Below are 21,130 nucleotides of genomic sequence, written 5' to 3'. Positions count from 1 at the left end.
CCGCGAAGGGGTCAGATGGAGACGCCCTTGGAGCGGAGGTAGGAGATCGGGTCCACGTCCGAGCCGTAGTCCGGGGTGGTGCGGATCTCGAAGTGCAGGTGCGGGCCGGTCACGTTGCCGGTCGCACCGGAGAGACCGACCTGCTGGCCGGCGCTCACGGTCTGGCCCGCCGAGACGGACAGCGAGGACAGGTGGGCGTACTGGGCGTAGTGGCCGTCGTTCAGCTGGATGACGACCTGGTTGCCGTACGCGCCGCCCCAGCCGGCGGAGACGACGGTGCCGGCGCCGACGGCCTTCAGGGAGGTGCCGGTCGGAACGACGAAGTCGGCACCGGTGTGGTAGCCGCTGGACCACATGCTGCCGGCCACCTTGTAGGCGGTGCCGACGCTGCCGCCGGACACCGGGGCGGTGAAGCCGGAGGACGGAGCGGTCTGGGCGGCGGTGTCGTCGGAGGAGGACTCCTCGGACGACTGCTGCGCGGGCTGCTCGGCCGGCTTCTCGGCGGGCGCCTCGGCCTTGGGCGCGGCGGGCTTGGCGGTCTGCGGCGCCGTGGACTGCTTCGGCGTGCTCGTGGCGGCGGCCTTGCCGTCGACGGAGAGCTTCAGACCCGGGTGGATGAGTGACGGGTCGTCACCGACGGCCTCGCGGTTGTCCGCGTAGAGCTGCTTCCAGCCACCGTCGACGTGCTCGGACTCGGCGATCTTGGCGAGGTAGTCGCCGGCCTTCACGGTGTACGTGCGGGCCTCGTCGCCCTGTTCGGCCTTGGCCTGCTGGCCGGTGACGGACAGCGACTGGACCGACGTCTGGGGGGCCGACTCCGGCGTCGCGGCGTGCGCGCCGGTGGCGCCGAGGAACGGCAGGGCGAGAGCGGCGCCGCCGGTTCCGGCGACGGCGATGGAGCGGGTGAAACGCTGAGCCTTGGTACGGCGGTGCTTACCCTTCGCGGGCATGACGAATTCCTCTCCGGCGCCTACGAGGTGAGCTGTCGGGTGCGGACTGGAGATGTCCGGCCGCGTCGCTGCGCGGCTTAACCCCAAGCCTGTTTCCGGGGTCCGGAACAGGCAGTTGTACCTGTGGGTCCCCCGCTCCTGCCGTACGTCGGGTCAGTGTGTGCGGGCTCCGGGCGGCGGCAGGATTAGGCGTCCGTCCGGATCGGTTGGGAACGTAAGCGACCCCGACGCGGCGAAACAAGCGCGTGTTCCCGCGAACCCGCTTTTTCCGTGATCGAAAGGCGGAAAAGACGTCACCGTGCGTCGATCTGGAAAACGAGCGGCGGGCGAATTCCCTTGTCACGGAAGGGGATTACGTGAGCATGGCGACAGCGCACGGTCACCGGTATGACGATGCTCACGCGACCCATCCTCAATTCCCCTTCTACAGGGGCACGTTAACCTCAAACGCCCCAATCGGACAGAACGCATCAATCAAGATGATGTCGGACGGGCCGGCCACCACAATCGCGACATCTTGATCTTGGCGACAGCGACCCGTGGCCCGCTTCCCGCGAGCGAACAAAAAGCGACACAATCCAACACCGTGAGGGCGGCCGGCAGCTCATTGCCCCAGGCAGGTATGTCGTATCGTCGAGTGGTGCCCGTCGACGAGCCGCGGCGACGGCGCGGAGTGGGAGGAGCCGTCCGTGACGCAGGAGATCCCGTCGACCGAGCCCCGGCTGACCGGTGTGCGCAACTTCCGCGACGTGGGCGGGCTGCCCACGGTGGACGGACGGCGGGTGCGGCACGGGGTGCTGTTCCGCAGTGGTCACCTCGCCCACGCCACCGCCGAGGACGCCGCCTTCCTCGCCTCGCTCGGCCTGCACACCGTGTTCGACTTCCGCAACGCGGCCGACCAGAAGCTGGAAGGGCCGGACGTCGCGCTGCCGGGCGTGCGCAACGTCAACCTGCCGCTGAGCGACCCGGCCGACGGCGCGGAGTTCTGGAAGATGGTGCGCGACGGCGACCTGGACCAGCTGCGCGCGATCCTGGCCGACGGCCAGGGCGCCGACCGGATGATCACCTCGTACCGCATGATCATCAAGGAGCGCACCGCCGAGCACGCTCAGGTGCTGCGCGCGCTCGCCGAGGACAGCGTCCCCGCGCTGATGCACTGCGCGGCCGGCAAGGACCGCGCGGGCCTCTCGGTGGCGGTGACCCTGCTCTCCCTGGGCGTGGAGCGCGACGCGATCGTCGAGGACTACCTGAAGTCCAACGCCAAGCACCGCCGCTACAAGGTGCGCCGCAGCGGCACCTCCGCGGACGCCTACTCCCCCGAGGTCATGGAGCTGCTCAGCCCGCTCTTCGACGCGCGCGAGGAGTATCTGGCGGCCGCCTTCGCGACGGTCGAGGAGACCTGGGGCGGCGTGGACGCCTACCTGGAGCAGGGGCTCGGTCTCACGCCGGCCCACCGGGAGCGGCTGCGCGAGCGCCTGCTCGACTGACGACCGCCTCCGCCGCCCCCGCGTGTCCTGCTCGCTCGGCCCGCGCTACTTCTTCGGCGCGATCTCGAAGAGGAAGTAGATGAAGGCCGCGAACAGGTGCCCGACCACGATGTAGACGAACAGCCGGACCCACAGGGCCCGGGGAAACTTCTCCTCCATGTCCTTGCCGCTCACGGGGTCTCTCCAGGGGTCGGGCCCAGGCACAGGGCGGCCGTGGGACTCTGCAGCAGGGTGTGGACGAACAGCAGCTCGACCCCGTCGGCGTCCTGCGCGGCGATGCGGTGCGGGGTGAGCGAGTCGAAGTGGGCGCTGTCGCCCGGGGACAGCCGGTGCAGGGTGTCGCCGAGGCGCAGCCGCAGCCGTCCCTTGAGCACGTACAGCCACTCCTCGCCGGGGTGGACCCGCACGATGTCGCCCTGGGAGCCGTGCGGCACCTGGACCCGCAGCGCCTGCATGCCGCGTCCGGCGGCTCCGGCCTGCCAGTACGTCCAGCCGCCGGCCGCCGTGGGTTCCATGTCGTCGGCGCGGACCACGGCGTCCCGGTCTGCGGCCGACTCCCCGAGCAGCTCGGAGACGGTCGTACCGTAGATCCGGGCGAGGGAGAGCAGCATCGGCAGCGAGGGCTGGCGCTGTCCGGTCTCCAGCCGGGAGAGATGGGCGGGCGACAGGCCCGCCTGCCGGGCGGCGGCCTCCAGCGTCAGGGAGGCCCGCCGGCGCAGCGCGCGCAGCTGGGGGGCGACCGCGGGAAGCGCCCCGACAGGCTCGTCCCGCGGCTCGGTCTCGGAGGAGCTCATGCCTCCATTGAGCACCCGACCTTGCCCCTGGGGCAATTTTCTTGCCTCAGGGGCAAGGTCGCGGCGGCTTCCGCGCGGTCAGCGGTTGGCGACCGCCTGTTTCACCAGGGTCCTGCCGAAGTCCCAGATGAGTCCGCCCTCGTGGGCGTCGTCCATCACCGCGGTGAAGGCGTCCACGAACCGGTCCACGTCCCCCTCGTCGATGACCAGCGGGGGAATCAGCTTGATCACCTCCAGATGGTCCCCGGAGACCTGGGTGAGAATGCGGTGCCGTTGAAGCAGCGGGACCACCACCATCTGCGCGAACAGCCCCTTGCGGGCGGCCTGGAGCATGGTCCAGCGTGAACGCAGTTTCAGCGAGCGGGGCCGGCCGAACTCGATGCCGATCATCAGACCCCGGCCGCGGACGTCGGCGAGCAGCTCGTAGCGGTCGGTCAGGGCGGCCAGCCGGGTCCGCAGCAGGTCCCCGACCGTGCGCACGTGCGCCACGATCTGCTCGTCCTCCATGACCGACAGCACGGCGAGGCCCGCCGCCATGGCCTGCGCGTTGGAGCCGAAGCTGGCGGAGTGCACCAGCACCCGGTCCATCGAGGAGAAGACCTTCTTGAAGATCCAGTCCTTGCCGAGCGTGGCGCCCACCGGCACATAGCCGCCGGACAGCGCCTTGGCCACGCACACCAGGTCCGGCTCCACGCCCTCCTCGTGCTGGTAGGCGTAGAAGTCGCCGGTGCGGCCGAGGCCCGTCTGCACCTCGTCGGCGATCAGCAGCGCCTTGTGCCGGTGCAGCAGCTCCTGCGCGGCGCGCAGATAGCCGGGCGGGGCCTCGTGCACGCCCTTGCCCTGGATCGGCTCCACGATCAGCGCGGCCACGTCGCCCTTGCGGAGCTCCCGCTCCAGCGCGTCGAGGTCCCCGAGCGGCACGGCCGTGTCCGGCAGCAGCGGGGCGAACCCGTCCCGGAAGCCGGACTCGCCGTTGACCGACAGGGCGCCGGTGGTCAGCCCGTGGAAGGCGTGGTCGCAGTACAGCACCCTGGGCCGGCCGGTGACGTAGCGGGCGAACTTCAGGGCGCCCTCCACGGCCTCCGTGCCGCTGTTGCCGAAGAACACCCGGTCCAGGTGCGGACTGTGGGCGAGGAGCCGCTCGGCGAGCAGGCCGGGCAGCGGCTGGCAGTCGAAGCGGGTGAGGTCGGCCAGGGACAGGTCCAGGACGTCGTGCAGCGCCTTGCGGACCACGGGGTGATGGCGGCCGAGGCCCATCACCCCGAACCCGGCGAGCATGTCGAGGTGGTCGTTGCCCTCGTCGTCCCAGAAGTGGGCGCCCTCGGCGCGCTCGTAGACCTTGTCGAAGCCGATGGTGTGCAGCATGCGCGGGAGCTGCGGGTTGAGGTACCGGTTGTGCAGCTCGTAACGCTCGGCCCCGCGCTCGGCCAGCAGCGCGCCGAGGTCGAACTTCCCGGCCTGTGACGACTCCGACGCGGACTCCGCGGTGGTCATGCCTGGTGCTCCTGTGCGTCCGGTGACTGTTTCGCGAGGCTCTCCCCGGCGGCGAGGCTCGTACTGATCCGCCCGGCGACGTCGACGGGCGTGAGACCGATGTCGGCGAGCACCTCGCCGCGCTTGGCGTGCGCGAGGAACTGCTCCGGAATGCCGAACCGCCGTACCGGCACGTCGACCTCGGCGTCGCCCAGCGCCAGCGCGACCGCCGAACCGACCCCGGCGGCACGGCTGTTGTCCTCCACGACGGCCACCAGCCGGTGGCGTGCGGCCAGCGGCGGGAGGGCGGGGTCGACGGGCTTGACCCAGCGGGGGTCGACCACGGTGCAGCGGATCCCGCGCGCCTGGAGCAGGTCCGCGGCCTGGAGGCAGACCGGCGCCATCACCCCGACCGCCACCAGCAGCACCTCCGGGTCGTCGGCCCGGTGCAGCACGTCCATGCCGCCGATCCGGTCCACCGCCAAGATCGCCGGGCCGACGGACTCCTTCGGGAAGCGCAGCAGGGTCGGCGCGTCGTCCACCGCGACCGCCTCGCGGAGCTGGGCGCGCAGCTGGTCGGCGTCGCGGGGCGCGGCGATGCGCAGGCCGGGGACGACCTGGAGCACCGACATGTCCCACATGCCGTTGTGGGAGGGCCCGTCGGTGCCGGTGACGCCGGCCCGGTCCAGCACGAAGGTGACGCCGCAGCGGTGCAGGGCCACGTCCATCAGGAGCTGGTCGAAGGCGCGGTTGAGGAAGGTGGCGTAGACGGCGACGACCGGGTGGAGTCCGCCGGTGGCGAGGCCCGCGGCGGACACGGCGGCGTGCTGTTCGGCGATGCCGACGTCCCAGACCCGGTCCGGGAAGCGCTCGGCGAACGGTGCGAGGCCGACCGGGTGCAGCATGGCGGCCGTGATCGCCACCACGTCCTCGCGTTCCTCGCCGATCCTGACGATCTCCTCGCCGAAGACGGACGTCCAGGACGGCCCGCCGGAGGGGACGAGGGGCGCGCAGGTGAGCGGGTCCATCACGCCGACCGTGTGGAAGTGGTCCTCCTCGTGGGCGAGGGCGGGTTCGTAGCCGCGGCCCTTCTCGGTGATGCAGTGCACGAGGACGGGGCCGTGGAAGCGTTTGGCGCGGCGCAGCGCGGACTCCACGGCCCGGATGTCGTGGCCGTCGATCGGACCGACGTACTTCAGGCCCAGGTCCTCGAAGAGGCCCTGGGGGGCGAAGGCGTCCTTGAAGCCCTTCTTCGCGCCGTGCAGCGCCTCGTAGACGGGCGGGCCGACCAGAGGGGTGCGCTGGAGGACGTGCTTGCCCCAGGCGAGGACGCGTTCGTAGCCGTCCGTGGTGCGCAGGGCGGCGAGGTGGTTGGCGAGGCCGCCGATGGTGGGGGCGTAGGAGCGTTCGTTGTCGTTGACGACGACGATGAGCGGGCGGTCCTTGGCGGCGGCGATGTTGTTCAGCGCCTCCCACGCCATGCCGCCGGTGAGCGCGCCGTCGCCGACGACGGCGACCACGTGCCCCTTCTCGCCGCGCACCCGGCGGGCCTTGGCGAGCCCGTCGGCCCAGCCGAGCGCGGTGGAGGCATGGCTGTTCTCGATGACGTCGTGCTCGGACTCCTCGCGCGACGGGTAGCCGGAGAGGCCGCCCTTGCCGCGCAGCTTGGAGAAGTCCTGACGACCGGTCAGCAGCTTGTGCACATAGCTCTGGTGGCCGGTGTCCCACAGGATGCGGTCGACCGGCGACTCGAAGACCCGGTGCAGGGCGACGGTCAGTTCCACCACCCCGAGGTTGGGTCCGAGGTGGCCCCCGGTCCTGGCGACCGCGTGCACCAGGAACTCCCTGATCTCGTCGGACAGTTCGCCGAGTTCCGCCTCGGTCAGCGCCTTCAGGTCACGTGGTTGCCGAATGCTCTCCAGAATCGTCACGCTCGGGCCCCCTTCGGTTCCGTGCTGCTCAGCTCACGGTGACGGCCGGCTCCCCCGACGCGATACCGTCCTTCTCCATCTGCTCGGCGATCTTCATCGCCTCCTCGATCAGCGTCTCCACGATCTTCGACTCCGGCACGGTCTTGATGACCTCGCCCTTCACGAAAATCTGCCCCTTGCCGTTGCCCGAGGCCACACCCAGGTCCGCCTCACGCGCCTCACCCGGACCGTTCACCACACAGCCCATCACCGCGACCCGCAGCGGCACCTCCATGCCGGTCAGACCCGCGGTGACCTCCTCCGCCAGCTTGTACACATCCACCTGCGCCCGCCCGCACGACGGGCACGACACGATCTCCAGACCCCGCCGGCGCAGGTTCAGCGACTCCAGGATCTGGATACCGACCTTGATCTCCTCCACCGGCGGCGCGGAGAGCGAGACCCGGATGGTGTCACCGATCCCCTGCGACAACAGCGCACCGAACGCCACGGCCGACTTGATCGTGCCCTGGAACGCCGGACCCGCCTCCGTCACACCCAGGTGCAGCGGGTAGTCACACTGCGCGGCCAGCTGCCGGTACGCCTCCACCATCACGACCGGGTCGTTGTGCTTCACCGAGATCTTGATGTCACGGAAGTCGTGCTCCTCGAACAGCGACGCCTCCCACAGCGCCGACTCCGCCAGCGCCTCCGGAGTCGCCTTGCCGTACTTCTGCAGCAGCCGCCGGTCCAGCGAACCCGCGTTCACCCCGATCCGGATCGGCGTGCCGTGGTCCTTCGCCGCCTTGGCGATCTCCTTGACCTGGTCGTCGAACTTCTTGATGTTGCCCGGGTTCACCCGCACCGCCGCACAGCCCGCCTCGATCGCGGCGAACACGTACTTCGGCTGGAAGTGGATGTCCGCGATCACCGGGATCTGCGACTTCCTCGCGATCACCGGCAGCGCGTCCGCGTCGTCCTGCGTCGGACAGGCCACCCGCACGATCTGGCAGCCCGACGCCGTCAGCTCCGCGATCTGCTGGAGCGTCGCGCCGATGTCCGACGTGCGCGTGGTCGTCATCGACTGCACCGACACCGGGGCGTTCCCGCCCACCGCCACCGATCCGACCTGGATCTGCCGGCTCTTCCGGCGCACGGCGAGCGTGGCCGGGACCTCGGGGAGGCCCAGGGAGACTGCGGTCATCTGTGTCACTCCCTGTTCGACGAGACGGTCTCGCGCATGGCGCGCAGCGACTCCTTGAGGGAGCCCATGGTGGCGAGGACGGCGGTGGGCTCGTAGCCGCAGTGGGCCATGCAGTTGGCGCATCGCGGGTCCTTGCCGCGACCGTACTTGTCCCAGTCGGTGTCCTCGATGAGTTCCCGGTACGTCGGCACGTATCCGTCGCTCATCAGGTAGCAGGGGCGCTGCCAGCCGAACAGGGAGTAGTTGGGGATCGCCCACGCGGTGCACGGGAAGTCCACCTTGCCCTCGAGGAAGTCGAGGAAGAGCGGGGAGTGGTTCAGCCGCCAGCGGCGCCGGTTGCCGCCCGCGAAGGCCTTCTTGAACAGCTCCCGGGTCTGCTCCACGCCCAGGAAGTGCTCCTGGTCGGGCGCCTTCTCGTAGGCGTAGGCGGGCGAGATCATCATCTCGTCGACCTTGAGGTCGTCGTTGAGGTAGTTGAGCACCTCGACGATCGTCTGCGGGGTGTCGGTGTTGAAGAAGGTCGAGTTGGTGGTGACCCGGAAGCCGCGCCGCTTGGCCTCCTTGATGGCCGCCACGGCCTCGTCGAACACGCCCTCCTTGGCGACGGACTCGTCGTGCCGCTCGCGCAGCCCGTCGATGTGCACGGCGAACGCGAAGTACGGCGAGGGCGTGAACTTGTCCATCTTCTTGCGCAGCAGCATGGCGTTGGTGCACAGGAAGACGTACTTCCGGCGGGCCACCAGCTGGCGCACGATCTCGTCGATCTGGGGGTGCATCAGGGGCTCGCCGCCGGCGATCGACACCATCGGCGCCCCGGACTCCAGGACGGCGCCGACGGCCTGCGCGACGGGCATGCGCTGCTTGAGCACACCGGCCGGGTGCTGGATCTTGCCGCACCCCTCGCACTTGAGGTTGCAGGCGAAAAGCGGCTCCAGTTCGACGATGAGCGGGAACTTGTCCCGCCGGCGGAGCTTCTGTTCGGCCAAGTATGTAGCGACCTTGATGGACTGACGCAGCGGCATGGCCATCTGGCTCACCTCCTGGGGAGCAGCAAGGAACGGTGCCATTCATAGAAAGCCGGAAGTACGGAACGAAGGACACGGAAAGCCGATATTCCACCGCGGACCGTGCCGATGCGGACGAGTTCGTGTTCAGGAGCGTCCACGACCACCCGGACGGCCGCAACCGGGCGCTCGGCCGTGCGGACGGCGCTCAGGAGCGTGGCCGCCGACTCCATGTCCACCGCGATCGCGCCGGTCGCGAGCAGGTCGGAGCGTTCGTGGCCGCGGACGACGTGGTCGGAGCCGGTGAGGGGACCGGTGTGCACGGTGCGTCCGGGCACCGTGCGCACCAGCTCCTTCACCAGCAGTTCGGTGCCGACGCACGGCACGCTGCCGCGCGGGTCCCGGGTCTCCTCGGCGACGACCAGGTCGCCGGGGTGCATGCCGGGGGCGAGGCCCGCGCAGAAGCCGGTGGCGAGGACGGCGGCCCCGTGCAGCGCCGGGTCGGCGAGCACCCGGGTGACGGACCGCTCGGCCGCCGCCGGCCCCATGCCGGTGCGCAGCACGGTGACCGGCCCGCCCGGGGTGGTGCGCTCGCCCCTGCGCAGCGCGAACTGTTCGATGCCGAGCGCGCAGGCGATCAGCAGCGGGGCGGGGGCGGGCCGGCTTCTCATCAGCTGCCCTTCGCCTCGGCGAGCGCCTGCCCGGAGGCGGCCGCCGCCCCGGCCGGCTTCGTGGCGAACGGCTCGCCGTGGACGTACCGGCCGAGCGCGGTGAGCGGGAACACCTGACGGTAGAGGTGGTAGTTGATGGAGAAGTCCCAGGGGAAGCCGGTGCCGGTGAAGTACGGCTCGTCCCAGGAGCCGTCCTCCCGCTGGGTGTTCGCCAGCCAGACGACACCGCGTTCGACGGCCTCGGAGTCCCGCTCCCCCGCCGCGAGCAGCGCCATCAGCGCCCAGGCGGTCTGCGAGGCGGTGGAGGCGCCCCGCCCGCTCCACTCCTTGGCGTAGCGGTAGGAGCGCAGGTCCTCGCCCCAGCCGCCGTCGTCGTTCTGCACCTTCTCCAGCCAGGCGACGGCCCGCCGGATCGCCGGGTGGGACGTGGGGATGCCGGCCGCGGTCAGGGCGGGGACCACGGACCCGGTGCCGTAGACGTAGTTGACGCCCCAGCGTCCGAACCACGAGCCGTCCGGCTCCTGTTCGGCGAGCAGCCACTGCACGCCGCGCCGGGTGCGCGGGTCGTGGGCGAGGCCCTCGACGGCCAGCATCTCCACGACGTGCGCGGTGACGTCGGCGGACGGCGGGTCGATGACCTCGCCGAAGTCGCAGAACGGCAGCCGGTTGGGGAACGGGCTGGTGTTGTCCACGTCGAAGGCGCCCCAGGCGCCGTTCCTGGACTGCATGCCGAGGTTCCAGCGCACCCCGCGTCCGACGGCGTTGTCCACCCGCTCCGGGTCGTGGTGCTTGACCCGGCGCAGCGCGAGGACCACCTCGGCGGTGTCGTCGATGTCGGGGTAGTTGTCGTTGTGGAACTCGAACGCCCAGCCGCCCGGCGGGAGATGGGGCCGGCGCACGGACCAGTCGCCGGGCCGCACCACCTGCTCGCCGAGCATCCAGTCGGCGGCCTTGACCAGTTGGGGGTGGTCGGCGGGCACGCCCGCGTCGGCCAGCGCGATGGTGGCCAGGCAGGTGTCCCACACCGGGGACTGGCAGGCCTCGATCATCCGGGCGCCGTCCTCGCGCCACACGGCGAACCGGTCCAGGGACTCCAGACCGGCGCGCATCACCGGGTGGTTGAGGTCGTAGCCGAGCAGGTGCAGGGCGATGACGGAGTACACGGCCGGGGGCTGGATGCCGCCCCAGCAGCCGTCGTTCTCCTGCCGTTCGATGATCCAGCGGGCGGCGGTGTTCATCGCGGCCCGGCGCAGCCGGCGCGGGACGGCCCGGCGCAGCGCGTGCAGGCCCTTGTCCAGCCGCTGGAAGGCGCCGTCCCAGGTGTGGGCCGGGGCGAGCGGCCGGGCGGGGTTGGGGTCGGCCGGGTCGGTGTGCAGCTCGTCCAGCGGGAACGGGGCGGGCCGCACCGGCCGCTTGGCGGAGACGATGGTGAGCGGCACGATGGTCTGCCGCGCCCAGCAGCCGAAGTCGTAGATGTTGAGCGGCACCCAGGTGGGGAACCAGATCAGCTCGGGCGGCAGTTCGGGCAGGTCCTCCCACTTCCACCAGCCGAACAGGGCCAGCCAGATGCGGGTGAAGACCCGCGACGCCGCGATGCCGCCCTGCTCACGGACCCAGGCCGACGCCTTCGCCATGTGCGGGGCGTCGGGGGCGTCGCCGGCCAGTCGCAGCGCGACGTACGCCTCGACGGTGGCGGAGAGGTCGCCGGGGCCGCCGTGGAAGGTGGCCCAGGTGCCGTCCTCGCGCTGCTCCCCGCGGATGAACAGGGCGGCGGCGCGGGTGGTGTCCTCGTCGCGGATGCCGAGGAACTGACGCAGCAGGAGGTCCTCGGCGTCCATCGTGACGTTGGTCTCGAGGTCGCCCTTCCACCAGCCCTCGTCGCTCTGACGGGACAACAGGAAGTCGGTGGCGCGCCGCACGGCGCGGGCGGCGATGTCGGGTACCCCGGCCGCCTCGGGGATGTCGGTGTCGTGTTCGCTGGCCGCGGTGAGCCGGGACGGCGAGGCCGCCCCGGTGCTTCCGTCGGTCGTCGCTGTCATGGCTTCCCCTTCGTGCAGTCCTGCAAGTGGTGCGTCTGCTGTGGGTCCGCCGTCGGCCGGTGGGTACTCCCGTCCCACCGGCCGGCGACTACGCGAGGGCTATTCGACCGATAGTGATCATCTCTTCCGTACGACGACGAAGTCCGCGAGCGCCGTGAACTGTTCCCGCACCCGGTCGGGCATGTCCACGAGGTCGAGGGCCTCGATGGCGATGGTGTGCTGACGTCGTGCCTCCTCGGCGGTCCAGTCGCGACCGCCGGCCTCCTCGATGAGGGCGGCACGGGCCGCGAACTCCTCCTCGGAGAAGTTCGCGAAGTCGCTGCTCTTGGCGTCGGCGGCGAGGATCTCGCCGAGCCGGGCGGCGGCGGGGCCGTCCGCGGCGAGCGCGGCCACGACCGGGAGGGACTTCTTGCGCTGGCGCAGGTCGCTCCAGGTCTGCTTGCCGGTGGACTCCGGGTCGCCCCAGATGCCGAGCAGGTCGTCGACCGCCTGGAAGGCCAGGCCCAGATGGTGGCCGTAGCGCTCCAGGGCGTCGGCGGTGCGCTCGTCCGCGCCGCCGAGGACCGCGCCGATGGAGCTGGCGCAGGCGAGCAGGGCGCCGGTCTTGTTGCCCTCCATCTCCAGGCACTCCTCGACGCTGACCCGGTCGCGGTGCTCGTAGGAGATGTCCTGGGCCTGCCCGTCGATGAGGGCGCGGCTGGCCCGGGTGAGGCGGCGGGTGGCGCGGCCGGCCTCGACGGTGCCGAGTTCCAGCAGCACCTCGTTGGCCAGGGCGAACAGGGCGTCGCCGACCAGGATGGCCTGGGCGGGGCCGTGCACCTTCCAGACGGTGTCGCGGTGCCGGCGCTGCTCGTCGCCGTCCATCAGGTCGTCGTGCAGCAGCGAGAAGTTGTGGACCAGCTCGACGGCGACCGCGCCCGGTACGCCGGTCTGCGGGGCGGCGCCGGTGACCTCGGCGGACAGCACGGCGAGGGCGGGGCGCACGGCCTTGCCGCCGTCGCCGTCCGCGGGCCGGCCCTGGGCGTCGATCCAGCCGAAGTGGTAGGCGGCGACCGTGTCCATGGGAGGCGCCAGGCGGTCGACGGCCGCCCGCAGTACCGGCGTGGCCAGGGTCCGGCCGCGCTCCAGGAGCGCGGACACGTCCACCGCGGTCCTTCGAGCGGCCTGCGAGGCCGGGGGCACAGTGGGCACAGTCTCTCCTCTTGTTGCGGTACCGGGGGTGCGGGGACCTGCCGCGCCGCTCTGCTGCAGCATCAGGCCGCCTCCTCGAGGGCGAAGAGGTGGCGCGGGCGGGGCCGGCCGAGGGCGCCCAGCGCGGCGTCCGCCGCGCCGACGCCGCTGCGGACCGCACTCTCCATGGTCGCGGGCCACCCGGTGGCGGTCCACGCTCCGGCCAGGTACAGGCCGGGTGCCTTGGTGCGGGCGCCGGGCCTGAGGCGTCCGACGCCGGGGGCGGGAGCGAAGGTGGCGGTGCGCTCCCGGGTGACGAAGAAGTCCAGGACCTCGGCGTCGCGGGTGCGCGGCAACAGCCGCTCCAGTTCGGGCAGGTACCGCTCGCGCAGGGCGGCGACGGGCGCGTCGATGTCGTCGTGGGCGACCGACTGGGACAGCGCCAGGTACTGGCCGCGGCGCAGCCCGGAGGCGCCGGTGCGGTCGAAGACCCACTGCACGGGGGTGCCGAGGGCGGCGAAGAAGGGCCGGGTGAGGACCGTGCGGTCGTAGACGACGTGGACGTTGAGGATGGGGGCGGTGTTGATGCCGAGCAGCCGCTCGGGGTCGTCGAGCGCGCCCGCCGGCAGCAGGTCGTACGCCTCGCGCTGGGGCACGGCGAGGACGACGGCGTCGGCGTGGAGCGTCTCGCCGGGGACGTCGACCGTCCAGCCGCCGTCGTCGCCGGCCCGGACGGACGTGACGCGGGTGCGGGTCCCGGTGCGTACGCCGGCGGCGTCGAGGGCCTTACGGGCGAGCCGGTCGTGCAGGTCGCCGAGCGGTACGCGGGCCCAGCCGATGTCGGCGGCGCCGGGGTCGGAGAGCAGGCCGGTCTTGAACACCATCGCGGCGAGCGCCAGCGAGGAGTCGCCCGCGACGGCGTTGAGGGTGGCGACCCCGACCAGGTCCCACAGGGCCTCGACGGCGCGCGGCGACTGGCCGTGGGCGGCGAGCCAGCTGCCGAAGTCCCGCTCGTCCAGGGCGGGGTCGTCAAGGTCGAGGCCCTTGAGCGCGAGGGCGGCCCGGCCCACCCTGGCCCGGTCGGCGAGGGAGAGGTGGGGGTAGGTGGCGAGGCTGCGGCCCAGGTGCAGGGGCACCGGCAGCGGGTCGCGCCGCAGCCGGCCCAGCCGCCGCCCCTCGGGGCGCCCGGCGTCGACCACGGGCACGTCGAGCCGGTTCTGCAACGGCGCCAGGTCCGCTCCTCCGATGCGGTCGAGGAACCAGCGGTACGCGGTGCAGCAGCGCAGGTAGACGTGCTGGCCGTTGTCGACGGTCAGGTCGCCGCGCCGGAAGGAGAAGGCGAGTCCGCCGAGGCGTGGCCGCCCCTCGAGCAGGGTGACGCGCACCCCGGCGTCGGCGAGGGCGAGGGCGGCGGTGGTGCCGGCCAGTCCGCCGCCGACCACGACGGCGTGGCGGCCCGGCGGGACCGGGCCGTCCGTGCGCGGGGCCCCCTCGTCGCGTGTGCCGTGGCTCATGCGCCCTCCCCTGCCCGGCCGGGCCGCGCGAGAAGCGCGCGGCCGGCCGTCTCGGTGAGGGACGCGGCGGCGCGGCGGAGGGTTGCCCGCCGCTTCTCGTCCGGGGACTTGGGGTGCGGGGTGTCCATCAGGCGCGCCTCCCGACGGTGCGCCGGGCGACGTGCCGGGTGTCGAGACCGGACAGGCCGCGCACCGCCACGTACGCCTTCTCGCGTCCGGGCAGGGACACCCGGCCGCGCAGCACGGCGCCGGGGTCGCGCTCGATGCGGTCCAGGAGGCGGCGGTAGATGCCGGCCATGGCGGCGACGCAGGCGCCGCTGCGCCGGTCGAGCAGCGGGAGCAGCCGGTAGCCCTCGGCGAACAGGGCACGGGCCCTGCGCACCTCGAAGTGCACCAGGCCCGCGAAGTCCGCGCCCTCCGGCGGTGTCGGCCCGGCGAAGCCGGCGGAGCAGCCGAACTTGGCGAGGTCGTCGGCGGGCAGGTAGGTGCGCCCGTTCTCCGCGTCCTCGCGGACGTCGCGCAGGATGTTGGTGAGTTGGAGCGCCAGGCCCAGCGTGTCGGCGTACTCGGAGGCGCGTTCGACGCCGCGCGCGCCCGGCTCGGTGCCGAACACGCCCAGCGAGAGCCGCCCGATGGCGCCCGCGACACAGCGGCAGTACACCTTCAGGTCGTCCCAGGTCTCGTACGTCTCGCCGCGTACGTCCATCTGGACGCCGTCGATCAGTTCGTCCAGACCGCCGAGGGGGATCGGGAAGTGCGCGGCGGCGTGGGCGAGGGCGACCGCGACCGGGTCGGTGTCGTCCTCCTCGACCGCGCCCTCGCGGATCCGGGTGAGCAGCGCGCGGGTGTCGTCGAGGCGGGCGACCTTGACGTCGTCGGCGAGCGGACCGTCGCCGATGTCGTCGACGCGCCGGGAGAACGCGTACAGGGCCGACATGGCGCGCCGCTTGGGCGTCGGCAGCAGCCGGATGCCGTAGGCGAAGTTGCGCGCCTGCTGTCCGGTGACGGTCTCGCAGTAGCTGTAGGCGGCGAGTACCGGTGCGGACGCGGAAGGTTGCGACTCCACGGTCCGGATCACCCCTTTCCTCGCAGAGTCACGCCCGCCTCGCGCAGCAGCTGCGGTGTGCCGGGCTTGGGCGGGCCGGGAAGTACGTCGTGGTCGGCGGCCGCGATCGCGCGGACGGCCGCCCTTCCTCCCGCCACGAACCCCGCGAGCAGGAGTCTGAGCCTGCCCCGGACGCTGCCCACCAGGGGCGCGCCCTCGTCCAGCAGGTCGAGGGCGCGCTGCGCCTGGAACGCGACGAGTGCGCGCACCGAGGCGCCGGCGGTGGGCGCGGCGAGGTCGGCCTCCTGGACGTGGAAGCGTTTCATGTCCGCGGCGGGCAGATAGATGCGGTCGCGGCCGAGGTCCTCGGCGACGTCCTGGAGGTGTTCGACGATCTGGAGGGCGGTACAGATGGCGTCGGAGCGGCGGATGCGCTCAGGGGTGGCGGTCCCGGTGACGGCGAGCACGAGGCGGCCGACCGGGTTGGCCGACAGCTCACAGTAGGCGAGCAGGTCGTCGTAGGTCTCGTAGCGCTTGACCAGCTGGTCCTGGCGGTTGGCGGCGATCAGGCCGAGAAACGGTGCGGGGGTCAGCGCGCGGCGGCGGACCGTGGGCTCCAGGCGGCGCAGCAGGGGGTGACGGGGGCTCGGTCCCGCCGGGTCGAACACCCGGTGGAGATCGGCTTCCAGGGCGTCGAGCAGGGCGAGGCGGTCGTCCGTCTCATCGTCGGGGACTCCGAGGGCGCGGGCGTCGGCGCCGCCGGGGGCCAGGTCGCCGTCGCCGATGTCGTCGACCAGTCGGGCGAAGCCGTAGACGGCCATGAGGTCGTCGCGCCAGGCCCTGGGCAGGAAGAAGGGCGCCACCGGGAAGTTCTCGGCGGCGGCCTTGTCGAGGGTGGCCCGTTCGAGGTCGGCGGGGCGCGCCGGACCGGCGGCCGTCATCGCGGACTGCCCGGGAAGAGGACGGCGCATGCTGAGTTCAGCCGGGGAGTCTCCGAAGCCATTGCCGTCACATCTCCCGTTCTACACTGCTGACCCAATTCACACTATTTCGGACACGCCGCCCAGGCGTCGACCCGACGGCGCCGAGGAATGGTGTCGGGCATTATGGCCCTGATTGCCGCCTTTCGGGACCGGTACAGCTTACGTCGTACAACGCGCCGTTCCTCGACGGGGGTCTTCCGGGCACCACGACAACACATCCCCCGGCGTCAAGATTCCGCCGTGCACGAGGAGTTGACACATCTTTTGCAGACGCCGGGCCCCGCCGGACCGTTCCGGCGGGGCCCTGGGCTCAGCGGGCTACTTGCCCGTGAACTTCTCGTACTCGCGGAGCACCTCGTCGGTCGGCCCGTCCATGCGCAGCTCACCGCGCTCCAGCCACAGCACGCGGTCGCAGGTGTCACGGATGGACTTGTTGTTGTGGCTGACCAGGAACACCGTGCCGGCGTGCTTGCGCAGCTCGCGGATACGGGCCTCGGAGCGCTTCTGGAAGGAGCGGTCGCCGGTGGCCAGCGCCTCGTCGATCATCAGCACGTCGTGGTCCTTGGCGGCGGCGATGGAGAACCGCAGGCGGGCCGCCATGCCGGAGGAGTAGGTGCGCATCGGCAGGGTGATGAAGTCGCCCTTCTCGTTGATGCCGGAGAAGTCGACGATCTCCTGGTAGCGCTCCTTGATCTCCTCGCGGGACATGCCCATCGCGAGCCCGCCGAGGATGATGTTCCGCTCACCGGTGAGATCGTTCATCAGGGCCGCGTTGACGCCGAGCAGGGACGGCTGGCCGTCGGTGTAGACCTTGCCCCGCTCGGCGGGCAGCAGCCCGGCGATGGCCCGCAGCAGGGTCGACTTGCCGGAGCCGTTGGACCCGATCAGGCCGATGGCCTCGCCGCGGTAGGCCACGAAGGACACCCCGCGCACGGCGTGCACCGTGCGCACGCCCCGCTCCTCGCCGCGCTTGAGGATCCGGCTGAGCGCCGCCGTGGCGCTGCCTCTGCCGGTCCGGGCGCCGTTGACGCGGTAGACGATGTGCAGGTCGTCCGCGATGACGGTGGGCACCCGTGCGCCCGTCGTGTCGTCAGCCACGGCCGTACCTCTCCTCTGCCTTCCAGAAGTAGACGAAGCCGACCACGCCGGCGAGCACCGCCCAGCCCAGGGCGAACGCCCAGACGTGCGGCGGCAGGTACGACGAGCCGTACCCGTCGATCAGCGCGAAGCGCACCAGGTCCATGTAGATCGCCGCCGGGTTCCACTGGAGGACGTCCGCCACCCAGGACGGCACGTTCTTGTCCGCCAGCATCGCCGGGATGGAGAACATCACGCCGGACGCGTACATCCAGGTCCGCAGCACGAACGGCATCAGCTGCGCCAGGTCGGGCGTCTTGCTGCCCATCCGCGCGAAGATCAGCGCGAGCCCGGTGTTGAACACGAACTGGAGCGTCAGCGCCGGCAGCACCAGCAGCCACGACAGGTCCGGATAGCTCCGGAACGCCACCATGATCACGACCAGCACGATCATCGAGAACAGCAGCTGCTGGAGCTGCTGGAGCGCGAACGAGACCGGCAGCGACGCCCGCGGGAAGTGCAGCGCCCGCACCAGCCCCAAATTCCCCGAGATCGCCCGCACGCCCGCCAGCACCGAGCTCTGCGTGAAGGTGAACACGAACACGCCCGTCACCAGGAACGGCACGTACACATCGCTCGGGATCCCGCGCCGGGCGCCCAGCAGCAGCCCGAAGATGAAGAAGTACACCGCCGCGTTCAGCAGCGGCGTCGCCACCTGCCACAGCTGGCCCAGCTTCGCCTTGCTGTACTGGGCGGTCAGCTTGGCCTGCGAGAAGGCCAGGATGAAGTGGCGCCGCCCCCACAGCTGGCGGACGTACGCGCCGAGGGACGGGCGGGCGCCGCTCACGGACAGCCCGTACTTGGCGGCCAGCTCGGCCGCCGGGAGGCCCTCGTCGGGCGACGCGGGCGCGCCGACCGCGACCGTGCCGTCGTGCGTTGTCTCACTCACGGGTGGATAACTTTCGTCCTCGATGTGCGTGGCCCGCGCGGGCCTGCCGGAGCCGGGGACCGGGCGACGCCGGGTCCCCGGACTCGAAGCTTGTCAGATCACCGGGGGCCGGCCCAGCCGGGTCAGCCGCCACACCGTACGCCACTTCATGGGACGGCGGGGGCCGCAGGGCGAGCTCCAGCCCTCCTTGAAGCCCCCGAACCACGCCTTGAGCGCGGGGCCCGAGGGACGGCGCAGGAGGGTGAGGAGCAGCCAGACGCCCAGGTACACCGGCACGAGCAGGGCGGGCAGGTTGCGCCGGGCGAGCCAGACGCGGTTGCGGGCCACCATGCGGTGGTACACCGCGTGCCGTGAGGGGGCGGTCGTCGGGTGGTACAGCACCATGTCGGACCGGTAGTCGATCATCCAGCCGGCGTCGAGGGCGCGCCAGGCCAGGTCGGTCTCCTCGTGGGCGTAGAAGAACTCGTCCGGCAGCCCGCCGACCTCGGCGAAGACCCGGGTGCGCACCGCGTTGGCGCCGCCGAGGAAGGTGGTGACACGGGAGGAGCGCATCGGGTCGGAGGCGCGCAGCCGGGGCACGTGCCGGCGCTGGGTGACGCCGGTGTCCGGGTCGGCGATGCGGAAGCTGATGATGCCGAGCGCGGGGTCCTCGGCGAACGCCTTACGGCACAGCTCGGCGGTGTCGGTGTGCGCGAGCAGGCCGTCGTCGTCGAGGAACAGCAGGATGTCGACGTCCCGGCCGCCGGGCCCGAACGCCTCGATGCCGACGTTGCGCCCGCCGGGGATGCCGAGGTTCTCGGGCAGCTCGACGGTCTTCACGCCGTCGGGGACGTCCGGCACGGGCGAGCCGTTGCCGACGACCACGACCTGGACGGGGTCGCCGTCCTGCTTGGCGACCGAGTCGAGCAGGGCCCGCAGTTCGTCGGGGCGGTTGCCCATGGTGATGATCACCGCGCCGACCTTCATGCCCGCGCTCACTTCAGCCTGCTGGAGACGAGGACGGACACGAGGTGCAGCAGGGTCTGGAGCAGCGCGATGCCGGCCAGGACGGCGGTGCCGAGCCGGGTGAAGAACAGGTCGCCGCGGGCGTTGTCCAGGATCGCGAGGAGGAGGATCAGCAGGGACGCCTCTATGCCCAGGATCAGCCGGTGGAACTTCAGGGCGGCGGCGGCCCGGCGGGCCAGCGCCATGCCGGAGGAGCGCGGCTCGGAGGCGGACTCCTTCACCGGCGGCAGGCCGTTCTGGTGGCGGGCGACGCCGACCAGGTCGGTCTCCGCCTTGATGAGTATCGCGCCCAGCGCGGCGAGGGTGCCGAGGAAGGCCCACAGCCAGTCGATGCGGCCGGTGCCCCACAGGTCGGCGGCGCGCAGGCCGAGGCCGACCAGCACGGCGGCGTCGGTCAGGTAGGCGCCGACGCGGTCCATGTAGACGCCGCCGAGGGAGTACTGCTTGCGCCAGCGGGCGATCTCGCCGTCGACGCAGTCGAGCAGCAGGTACAGCTGGACCGCGACCACCCCGAGGACCGCCCCCGTGATGCCGGGCACCAGGAGGGCGGGGGCGGCGAGGACACCGCAGAGGGTCATCAGATACGTGAGCTGGTTGGGGGTGACCCGGGTGTTCACCAGGTAGCGGTCGACCCGCAGGGACACCTCGCGCATGTAGAGGCGTCCCATCCAGTGCTCACCGCTGCGCCGGTCCTTGACCCCCGCGGGGTGCACGACCGGACGGAGTTCAGCTACCGATGGCCTTGACATAGTCGGCGTAGACGTCCTTGATCTGTTCGGGGGTCAGGGCGAGGTGTTCGAGGATGGTGAAGCGGCCGGGGCGGGTCTCGGGGGCGTACTCGACGACGCGGACGAACTCGTCGACGGTGAACCCGATCTCCTCGGGCAGCACCGGCAGCCCGTGCCTGCGCAGCACCTCGGCCATGGCCGCCGACTCCTCGTGCGCGCCGCGCAGGTACATCGCGAAGGCGGCGCCCAGGCCGCACTGCTCGCCGTGGGCGGCGGCGCGCTGCGGGTGGAGCAGGTCGAAGGCGTGGTTGATCTCGTGGCAGGCGCCGGAGGAGGGCCGGGAGTCGCCGGAGACGGACATCGAGATGCCGGTGAGGACCAGGGCCTCGGCCAGCACCTGGAGGAAGCCGTCGTCGCCGACGCCGCCCGGGTGCCGGAGCACGGCCTCGCCGGCCTGCCGGGCCATGGCGGCGGCGAGGCCGTCGACCTTCTCGCCGGTGACGCGGTGGGACAGCTCCCAGTCCGCGACGGCGGAGATGTTGGAGACGACGTCGCCGATGCCGGAGCGGACGTACCGGACCGGGGCCTCGCGGATGACGTTGAGGTCGATCACGACCGCGATCGGGTTGGGCACGCCGTAGGAGCCGCGGCCCGCGTCGTTGTCGAGGGTGGCGACCGGCGAGCACAGGCCGTCGTGGGCCAGGTTGGTGGCGACCGCGACGAGGGGCAGGCCGACGCGCGCCGAGGCGAACTTGGCGCAGTCGATGATCTTCCCGCCGCCGAGGCCGACCACCGCGTCGTAGCGGCCGCCCTGGATGGCGCCGGCCAGCCGGACCGCGTCGTCGATGGTGCCGCCGCCGACCTCGAACCAGTCGGCGCCGGGCAGCGAGGGCGCGACGCGGTCGCGCAGCCGGGCGCCGGAGCCGCCGCTGACGGCGATGGCGAGCCGGCCGGACTGCGAGATGCGCTCGTCGGCCAGGACGCAGGCCAGGTCGTCGAGGGCGCCGGGGCGGATGTCGACGACGACCGGCGAGGGGATGAGCCGGGTCAGTACTGGCACGCGATCTCCCGTCCGCGGGCGAGGTCGTCGTGGTTGTCGATCTCGACCCACCGGACGTCGCCGATCG

20 protein-coding genes, 1 pseudogene and 1 riboswitch are annotated in these 21,130 nt (G+C 71.9%); of the genes and pseudogenes, 1 reads left to right on the top strand and 20 read right to left on the bottom strand.

Annotation, left to right across the window (positions count from 1 at the left end):
* Positions 1-11: 11 nt before the first annotated feature.
* Positions 12-950, bottom strand: coding sequence for a M23 family metallopeptidase (locus ACFOSY_RS11835; protein ID WP_394306723.1), 939 nt, complete (start codon positions 948-950; stop codon positions 12-14).
* A 4-nt stretch (positions 951-954) separates the two neighbouring features.
* Positions 955-1,119: riboswitch (cyclic di-AMP (ydaO/yuaA leader) on the bottom strand.
* A gap of 520 nt (positions 1,120-1,639) precedes the next feature.
* On the opposite strand from ACFOSY_RS11835, the gene ACFOSY_RS11830 reads away from it, so the two are divergent.
* A complete protein-coding gene (locus tag ACFOSY_RS11830; RefSeq protein WP_394306722.1) occupies positions 1,640-2,437 on the top strand; it encodes a tyrosine-protein phosphatase in 798 nt (265 codons plus the stop codon).
* Positions 2,438-2,482: 45 nt separating this feature from the next.
* Here ACFOSY_RS11830 and ACFOSY_RS11825 read toward each other — a convergent pair whose 3' ends face one another.
* The 19 genes and pseudogenes from ACFOSY_RS11825 to ACFOSY_RS11735 all read right to left on the bottom strand — a co-directional run.
* Positions 2,483-2,611, bottom strand: a complete 129-nt coding sequence (locus ACFOSY_RS11825; protein ID WP_006133820.1) for a DUF6126 family protein — start codon at positions 2,609-2,611, stop codon at positions 2,483-2,485.
* Positions 2,608-3,231 carry a helix-turn-helix domain-containing protein gene (locus tag ACFOSY_RS11820; protein WP_394306721.1) on the bottom strand — a complete coding sequence of 208 codons (624 nt, stop codon included), beginning with the start codon at positions 3,229-3,231 and terminating at the stop codon, positions 2,608-2,610. Before ACFOSY_RS11820 ends, ACFOSY_RS11825 begins: the two co-directional genes overlap by 4 nt.
* Positions 3,232-3,309: 78 nt before the next feature.
* Positions 3,310-4,725, bottom strand: coding sequence for an aspartate aminotransferase family protein (locus tag ACFOSY_RS11815; RefSeq protein WP_394306720.1), 1,416 nt, complete (start codon positions 4,723-4,725; stop codon positions 3,310-3,312).
* Positions 4,722-6,635, bottom strand: a complete 1,914-nt coding sequence (dxs, locus tag ACFOSY_RS11810) for a 1-deoxy-D-xylulose-5-phosphate synthase (RefSeq protein ID WP_394306719.1) — start codon at positions 6,633-6,635, stop codon at positions 4,722-4,724. Before dxs ends, ACFOSY_RS11815 begins: the two co-directional genes overlap by 4 nt.
* Positions 6,636-6,663: 28 nt before the next feature.
* The gene (gene ispG / locus ACFOSY_RS11805) at positions 6,664-7,818 is read right to left on the bottom strand and encodes a flavodoxin-dependent (E)-4-hydroxy-3-methylbut-2-enyl-diphosphate synthase (protein ID WP_394306718.1); all 1,155 of its coding nucleotides are present in this window, start codon (positions 7,816-7,818) and stop codon (positions 6,664-6,666) included.
* A 5-nt stretch (positions 7,819-7,823) separates the two neighbouring features.
* Positions 7,824-8,846, bottom strand: coding sequence for an adenosyl-hopene transferase HpnH (gene hpnH, locus ACFOSY_RS11800; RefSeq protein WP_189409708.1), 1,023 nt, complete (start codon positions 8,844-8,846; stop codon positions 7,824-7,826).
* Positions 8,847-8,851: 5 nt separating this feature from the next.
* A complete protein-coding gene (locus tag ACFOSY_RS11795) occupies positions 8,852-9,493 on the bottom strand; it encodes a 5'-methylthioadenosine/S-adenosylhomocysteine nucleosidase family protein (protein ID WP_394306717.1) in 642 nt (213 codons plus the stop codon).
* Complete coding sequence (shc, locus tag ACFOSY_RS11790; protein ID WP_394306716.1) at positions 9,493-11,532, bottom strand: squalene--hopene cyclase; 2,040 nt, start codon at positions 11,530-11,532, stop codon at positions 9,493-9,495. Before shc ends, ACFOSY_RS11795 begins: the two co-directional genes overlap by 1 nt.
* A 117-nt stretch (positions 11,533-11,649) precedes the next feature.
* Positions 11,650-12,714, bottom strand: coding sequence for a polyprenyl synthetase family protein (locus ACFOSY_RS11785; RefSeq protein WP_394307347.1), 1,065 nt, complete (start codon positions 12,712-12,714; stop codon positions 11,650-11,652).
* A gap of 71 nt (positions 12,715-12,785) precedes the next feature.
* Complete coding sequence (hpnE, locus tag ACFOSY_RS11780) at positions 12,786-14,216, bottom strand: hydroxysqualene dehydroxylase HpnE (protein ID WP_394306715.1); 1,431 nt, start codon at positions 14,214-14,216, stop codon at positions 12,786-12,788.
* Positions 14,213-14,344 carry a DUF6380 family protein gene (locus ACFOSY_RS11775; RefSeq protein WP_394306714.1) on the bottom strand — a complete coding sequence of 44 codons (132 nt, stop codon included), beginning with the start codon at positions 14,342-14,344 and terminating at the stop codon, positions 14,213-14,215. The genes hpnE and ACFOSY_RS11775 overlap by 4 nt, the downstream gene beginning before the upstream one ends.
* The gene (hpnD, locus tag ACFOSY_RS11770; protein ID WP_394306713.1) at positions 14,344-15,294 is read right to left on the bottom strand and encodes a presqualene diphosphate synthase HpnD; all 951 of its coding nucleotides are present in this window, start codon (positions 15,292-15,294) and stop codon (positions 14,344-14,346) included. Before hpnD ends, ACFOSY_RS11775 begins: the two co-directional genes overlap by 1 nt.
* Complete coding sequence (gene hpnC, locus ACFOSY_RS11765) at positions 15,291-16,202, bottom strand: squalene synthase HpnC (RefSeq protein ID WP_394307346.1); 912 nt, start codon at positions 16,200-16,202, stop codon at positions 15,291-15,293. The genes hpnD and hpnC overlap by 4 nt, the downstream gene beginning before the upstream one ends.
* 360 nt (positions 16,203-16,562) lie before the next feature.
* A complete protein-coding gene (locus tag ACFOSY_RS11760) occupies positions 16,563-17,342 on the bottom strand; it encodes an ABC transporter ATP-binding protein (RefSeq protein WP_394306712.1) in 780 nt (259 codons plus the stop codon).
* Positions 17,335-18,270: an ABC transporter permease gene (locus tag ACFOSY_RS11755; protein ID WP_394306711.1), complete on the bottom strand. Its 936-nt coding sequence runs from the start codon at positions 18,268-18,270 to the stop codon at positions 17,335-17,337. Before ACFOSY_RS11755 ends, ACFOSY_RS11760 begins: the two co-directional genes overlap by 8 nt.
* 93 nt (positions 18,271-18,363) lie before the next feature.
* Positions 18,364-19,236, bottom strand: a complete 873-nt coding sequence (locus ACFOSY_RS11750) for a glycosyltransferase family 2 protein (RefSeq protein ID WP_394306710.1) — start codon at positions 19,234-19,236, stop codon at positions 18,364-18,366.
* Positions 19,237-19,244: 8 nt separating this feature from the next.
* Positions 19,245-19,988 (bottom strand): CDP-alcohol phosphatidyltransferase family protein, encoded by a 744-nt coding sequence (locus ACFOSY_RS11745; RefSeq protein ID WP_039987642.1) that lies wholly within the window; start codon positions 19,986-19,988, stop codon positions 19,245-19,247.
* A gap of 13 nt (positions 19,989-20,001) precedes the next feature.
* Entirely contained in the window at positions 20,002-21,063 is a 1,062-nt protein-coding gene (locus ACFOSY_RS11740) for an iron-containing alcohol dehydrogenase family protein (RefSeq protein WP_394306709.1), read from the bottom strand.
* Positions 21,051-21,130 (bottom strand): annotated as a pseudogene (locus ACFOSY_RS11735) (phosphocholine cytidylyltransferase family protein); the annotation flags it as partial. The gene ACFOSY_RS11740 and the pseudogene ACFOSY_RS11735, both read right to left, overlap by 13 nt.

The organism is Streptomyces lusitanus, assembly GCF_042647945.1.
GTDB classification, from domain to species: Bacteria; Actinomycetota; Actinomycetes; order Streptomycetales; family Streptomycetaceae; genus Streptomyces; species Streptomyces pseudogriseolus.
Note: the sequence above shows the minus strand (reverse complement) of the source record. Positions and strands in the feature narration are given on the sequence as shown.

Coding starts and splice junctions, on each gene's coding strand:
- ACFOSY_RS11815 (WP_394306720.1), bottom strand. CDS start 4,725: ATGACCACCGCGGAGTCCGCGTCGGAGTCGTCACAGGCCGGGAAGTTC.
- hpnC (WP_394307346.1), bottom strand. CDS start 16,202: ATGACGGCCGCCGGTCCGGCGCGCCCCGCCGACCTCGAACGGGCCACC.
- ACFOSY_RS11775 (WP_394306714.1), bottom strand. CDS start 14,344: ATGGACACCCCGCACCCCAAGTCCCCGGACGAGAAGCGGCGGGCAACC.
- ACFOSY_RS11795 (WP_394306717.1), bottom strand. CDS start 9,493: ATGAGAAGCCGGCCCGCCCCCGCCCCGCTGCTGATCGCCTGCGCGCTC.
- hpnE (WP_394306715.1), bottom strand. CDS start 14,216: ATGAGCCACGGCACACGCGACGAGGGGGCCCCGCGCACGGACGGCCCG.
- hpnH (WP_189409708.1), bottom strand. CDS start 8,846: ATGGCCATGCCGCTGCGTCAGTCCATCAAGGTCGCTACATACTTGGCC.
- ispG (WP_394306718.1), bottom strand. CDS start 7,818: ATGACCGCAGTCTCCCTGGGCCTCCCCGAGGTCCCGGCCACGCTCGCC.
- shc (WP_394306716.1), bottom strand. CDS start 11,532: ATGACAGCGACGACCGACGGAAGCACCGGGGCGGCCTCGCCGTCCCGG.
- ACFOSY_RS11835 (WP_394306723.1), bottom strand. CDS start 950: ATGCCCGCGAAGGGTAAGCACCGCCGTACCAAGGCTCAGCGTTTCACC.
- ACFOSY_RS11820 (WP_394306721.1), bottom strand. CDS start 3,231: ATGAGCTCCTCCGAGACCGAGCCGCGGGACGAGCCTGTCGGGGCGCTT.
- ACFOSY_RS11750 (WP_394306710.1), bottom strand. CDS start 19,236: ATGAAGGTCGGCGCGGTGATCATCACCATGGGCAACCGCCCCGACGAA.